We start from the raw sequence: 4,828 nt of genomic DNA on the forward strand, positions 1-4,828 counted from the left end.
CCCCCACCAGCCCGGCGGCCAGCAGTCGGGGGGGATCCTTCTGCAGGGGAACGCTGCCGCTGGCAATGACGGTGGTGAGGGGGGTCAACAGCAGCCAGCAGAGGGCAAAGGGCTTGAGACAGGTGAGAACATCAGGATCAGCCCAACGGAAAAACCAGGACTGGCGCAGCTCTTCATACTGCTGCAGGGGCCGCTGCTCCATGGGAACCGGGCAGGTGCTGTCCATCAGAGCCACAACAACAGAAAACACAACATTCAGGGGTTCTCCGCCACGGGCTGATAAGGGTGCAGCTCTCCATGGCTCCAGAAGCCTTCCAGGTCGTAAAAGCGACGTTCCTGGGTCCCCATCACATGGACGATCAGTTCGCCGTAATCCAGAAGCACCCAGCGCCCTTCCGAAATCCCCTCCAACCGCAGGGGCCGGCGCCGGGCCTGCTCGTTCAGCTTCTCCTCCACGGAACGGGCAATGGCGCGCACCTGAACAGGAGAGCCGCCGGAGCAGATGACAAACCAGTCGGTCAGGTAGGCCACTTCATCCACGCGGATCAACACAATCTCCCCGGCCCTGCGGTCATCGCAAGCCTCTGCCGCCAGTTGGGCCAGGGCGGTGGAATCCAGGGGTTGTTTCCGGGGCGCCCGGGGAGCGCAGCCAAGGGGTCAGCGGTCACTTCAACCATAGACGTTCTCGCTGCTCATGGCTTCCGGGCTCCCCTCGGACCGGGCCATCTCCGCCTGGGCCTTGGCGGCGCTCCGCCGCAGGGCATCCAGGCGATTTTCATAGAAGCTGCGTTTGCGCTTCTTGCGGGTTTGGGCCACCAGCATCTTCAGGGCGCTGCCCAGACTGCGATAGGCATTGGGAAGGGAATAGCCGAAGCGTGTGGCCATGGCAACGGCCCGCTCGTCAGCCGCAATGGCTTCCTGCAGGTGCTTCTCGGGATTGTTTTTCAGATACAGGCGATAGCCGGCAAAACCGGAGAGGCCCAGGGCCAGCACCAACAACAGACCGTCCTGCACCCAGAGTTCGCCAATGGCGCCGCCAAGGCCAATGGCCAGGGCGGCCATTTCCCACCCGTCCCGGGGAATGGCGTCGTTCTGGATACGGCCCACCTCATGCCAGAAGAGCAGGTTGCGCTGATCCAGCGCCAAGGCTTCCCACGCCTCCAGGTCCACCTGAACTTCCACCTCGTCGCGGCCAATTTCCTCAATGGTGATCAGGGGCGGCTCGGCGGCGGCGGCGGCCTCCACAAACACCCAACTCTGCATTTCCGGTGGCAGAAGACCTTTGAGACGCTGAAGTTCAGTCATACGGTTCAGAGCGGGGAAGCGGGGGTGGAAGTCTTGCCGCAGGGTGGGGTCAGGCCAGCCTAGCTGGCCAATCCGGATTCGACAGGCACATCATTCCCGAACCGGGGGCGCCATGCTGGTGTGGTTGGCCTTTGCACCCCCGGATGCCCCGACGCAGCGATCTACAGCGTATTCTCCTTCTGGGGTCCGGGCCGATTGTCATCGGTCAGGCCTGCGAGTTCGACTACTCGGGAACCCAGGCCTGTAAAGCCTTGCGGGACGAGGGCTTTCAGGTGGTGCTGGTGAACTCCAATCCGGCCACCATCATGACCGATCCGGAGATGGCGGACCGCACCTACATCGAGCCCCTCACCCCGGAGGTGGTGGCCCAGGTGATTGCGGCGGAACGCCCCGACGCCCTGCTGCCCACCATGGGAGGGCAGACCGCCCTCAATCTGGCCATTAACCTGGCGGAACGGGGCGTTCTGGAGCGCTACGGCGTGGAGTTGATCGGCGCCAGCCCGGAGGCCATCCGCAAGGCGGAAGACCGGCAACTGTTCAAGGAGGCCATGGGGCGCATCGGGGTGGAGGTGTGCCCCTCCGGCATTGCCGCCAACCTGCTGGAGGCGGAGGCCGTGGCCCGGCGGATCGGCAGCTATCCCCTCATCATCCGCCCCGCCTTCACCCTGGGGGGCAGTGGCGGCGGCATCGCCTACAACACCGACGACCTGCTCACCATTGCCCGCAGCGGCCTGGAGGCCAGCCCTGTGCGCCAGATCCTGATTGAACAATCCCTGTTGGGATGGAAGGAATACGAACTGGAGGTGATGCGGGATCAAGCGGATAACGCCGTGGTGGTGTGCAGCATCGAGAATCTGGATCCCATGGGGGTACACACCGGCGACTCCATCACCGTGGCCCCTGCCCAGACCCTTACGGATCGGGAGTACCAGCGGCTGCGGGACCAGGCCTTGGCCATCATGCGGGAGGTGGGGGTGGAAACCGGGGGCAGCAACGTGCAGTTCGCCGTCAATCCTGCCGACGGCGCCCTGGTGGTCATTGAAATGAACCCCCGGGTGAGCCGCAGTTCGGCCCTGGCCAGCAAGGCCACAGGCTTCCCCATCGCCAAGATGGCCGCCCGTCTGGCGGTGGGTTACACCCTGCCGGAAATCCTCAACGACATTACCGGCAAGACGCCGGCCTGCTTCGAGCCCAGCATCGATTACGTGGTCACCAAGGCGCCGCGCTTCGCCTTTGAAAAGTTTCCCGGCGCCCAGCCGGTGCTCACCACCTCCATGCGCTCTGTCGGCGAGGTGATGGCCATCGGCCGCTGTTTCGAGGAGTCCCTGCAAAAAGCGTTGCGGGGATTGGAGATTGGCCGCGCCGGCTGGGGTTGCGACGGGTCCCCCCAGACCCCCATGGACCCGGAGGCCATGGCGGTTCAACTGCGCACCCCCACACCGGAGCGGATCTTTCAACTGCGCCAGGCCATGGAGCAGGGTTTTGATCGGGAGCGCCTGCGGGAGTTGACCGGCATTGATCCCTGGTTCCTGGCCAAGTTGGCCCGGCTCCTGGACCTGGAGCGGCAACACCTGCAGGGTCGCACGCTCCAGGAGTTGGACGGCGGCGCCATGCTGAGTCTCAAGCAGGCCGGCTACAGCGACCGCCAGATTGCCTGGGCCACCGGATCCGAAGAACTGGCGGTGCGCCGGCGGCGGCAAAAGCTGGGGGTGGACGTGGTGTTCAAAACCGTGGACACCTGCGCGCGGAGTTTGCCTCCACCACCCCCTACCACTACAGCACCTACGAAGCCGCCGGCGCCTGGCTCCGGGAGGACGGTGCCCTGGAACGCCAGCCGCCGGCCACGGAGGCGCGGCAGGACACCGGGCGGAAGGTGCTGATCCTGGGGGGTGGCCCCAACCGCATCGGCCAGGGCATTGAATTCGACTATTGCTGCTGCCATGCCTCCTTCTCCCTGCGGGAACAGGGCTGGGTCACGGTGATGCACAACAGCAACCCGGAGACCGTCTCCACGGATTACGACACCAGTGACCGGCTGTATTTCGAGCCGCTGACGCTGGAGGATCTGCTCAACGTGATCGAGGCGGAGCAACCCGCCGGGATCATCGTGCAATTTGGCGGCCAGACCCCCTTGAAACTGGCCATGCCGCTGCTGCGGTGGCTGGGGAGCCCGGAGGGACGCCGCACCGGCACAGTGATCTGGGGCACGTCACCGGAATCCATTGACGCCGCCGAGGACCGGGAGGGATTCGAGCAGCTTCTCCGTCAACTGGACATCCGCCAGCCGGCCAACGGGCTGGCCCGCAGCGAGGCGGAAGCCCTTGCCGTGGCGGAGCGGATTGGTTATCCGGTGGTGGTGCGGCCCAGTTACGTACTGGGGGGTCGGGCCATGGAATTGGTGCATAACCACCCCGAACTGAGCCACTACGTCAAACACGCCGTGCAGGTGGAGCCGGATCACCCTGTCCTCGTTGATCAATACCTGGACAACGCCATCGAGGTGGACGTGGATGCCCTGGCGGACGGCCGGGGCCATAGCGTGATTACCGGCATCCTGGAACACATCGAGCCCGCCGGGATCCATTCGGGGGATTCCGCCTGCTGCCTGCCCAGCATCAACCTGAGCGCAGCAGCCCTGCACACCATCCGCCAGTGGACCCACAGCCTGGCCCGGGCCTTGCGGGTGGTGGGGCTGATGAACGTGCAGTTTGCCGTTCAGGGTGAGCAGGTGTTCATCCTGGAGGCCAATCCCCGGGCGTCCCGCACCGTTCCCTTCGTGGCCAAGGCCTGTGGCCGTCCCCTGGCCAAGCTGGCGGCCCGGCTCATGGCGGGGGAAACCCTGGAGCAGGTGGGCCTGACGGAGGAACCCGCCATTCCCATGCAGGCCATCAAGGAAGCGGTGTTGCCGTTCCGGCGCTTCCCCGGCAGCGACAGCATCCTCGGACCGGAGATGCGCTCCACCGGGGAGGTCATGGGCAGCGCCCCCGGTTTTGCCATGGCCTATGCCAAGGCGGAGTTGGGGGCCGGGGAGGAACTGCCCCGCCAGGGGACGGTGTTCCTTTCCACCCATGACCGGGACAAGCCGGGCTTGGCGCCCATTGCCCGGCGGCTGGCGGACTTGGGCTTGGCCCTGGTGGCCACCCGGGGCACCGCCGCCCACCTGCGCCAGGCCGGCCTTGCCGTGACCACGGTCTTGAAAGTGCATGAGGGGCGGCCCAATATCGAGGATCAGATTCGCTCCGGCGCCATCCAGCTCATTATCAATACACCCATCGGTCGCCAGGCCGCCCATGATGATCGCTATCTACGGCGCGCCGCCATTGATTACGCCGTGCCCGCCGTCACCACCCTGGCGGCGGCCCAGGCGGTGAGCGAAGCCATTGCCGCCCTGCAACAGGGGGAGTTGACCATTGCCGCATTACAGGATATTCATGGCCGGAAGTAAGCGGACTGCCTGCCCCATGGTTGTTGCCCCGGTTGAATAGTAGGCAGTGGGTTTCTTCGCCCTTGAGTTGTCATCCAG

General features: G+C 65.2%; 3 protein-coding genes and 1 pseudogene. 1 reads left to right on the top strand and 3 read right to left on the bottom strand.

The window, feature by feature from the left end:
* The 3 genes from BG35_RS0106455 to BG35_RS0106465 form a co-directional block, all read right to left on the bottom strand.
* Positions 1-202: CGLD27 family protein (locus BG35_RS0106455; RefSeq protein WP_236619814.1), on the bottom strand; the 202-nt coding region annotated here is incomplete at its 3' end.
* 53 nt (positions 203-255) lie between these two features.
* The gene (gene rsfS / locus BG35_RS0106460; RefSeq protein ID WP_025782185.1) at positions 256-618 is read right to left on the bottom strand and encodes a ribosome silencing factor; all 363 of its coding nucleotides are present in this window, start codon (positions 616-618) and stop codon (positions 256-258) included.
* 51 nt (positions 619-669) lie between these two features.
* Positions 670-1,305 carry a DUF3318 domain-containing protein gene (locus BG35_RS0106465; RefSeq protein ID WP_025782186.1) on the bottom strand — a complete coding sequence of 212 codons (636 nt, stop codon included), beginning with the start codon at positions 1,303-1,305 and terminating at the stop codon, positions 670-672.
* 143 nt (positions 1,306-1,448) lie between these two features.
* On the opposite strand from BG35_RS0106465, the pseudogene carB reads away from it, so the two are divergent.
* Positions 1,449-4,750 (top strand): annotated as a pseudogene (gene carB, locus BG35_RS10705) (carbamoyl-phosphate synthase large subunit).
* Positions 4,751-4,828 lie beyond the last annotated feature (78 nt).

This window comes from Candidatus Synechococcus spongiarum SH4, from assembly GCF_000586015.1.
Classification (GTDB): Bacteria; Cyanobacteriota; Cyanobacteriia; order PCC-6307; family Cyanobiaceae; genus Synechococcus_B; species Synechococcus_B spongiarum_F.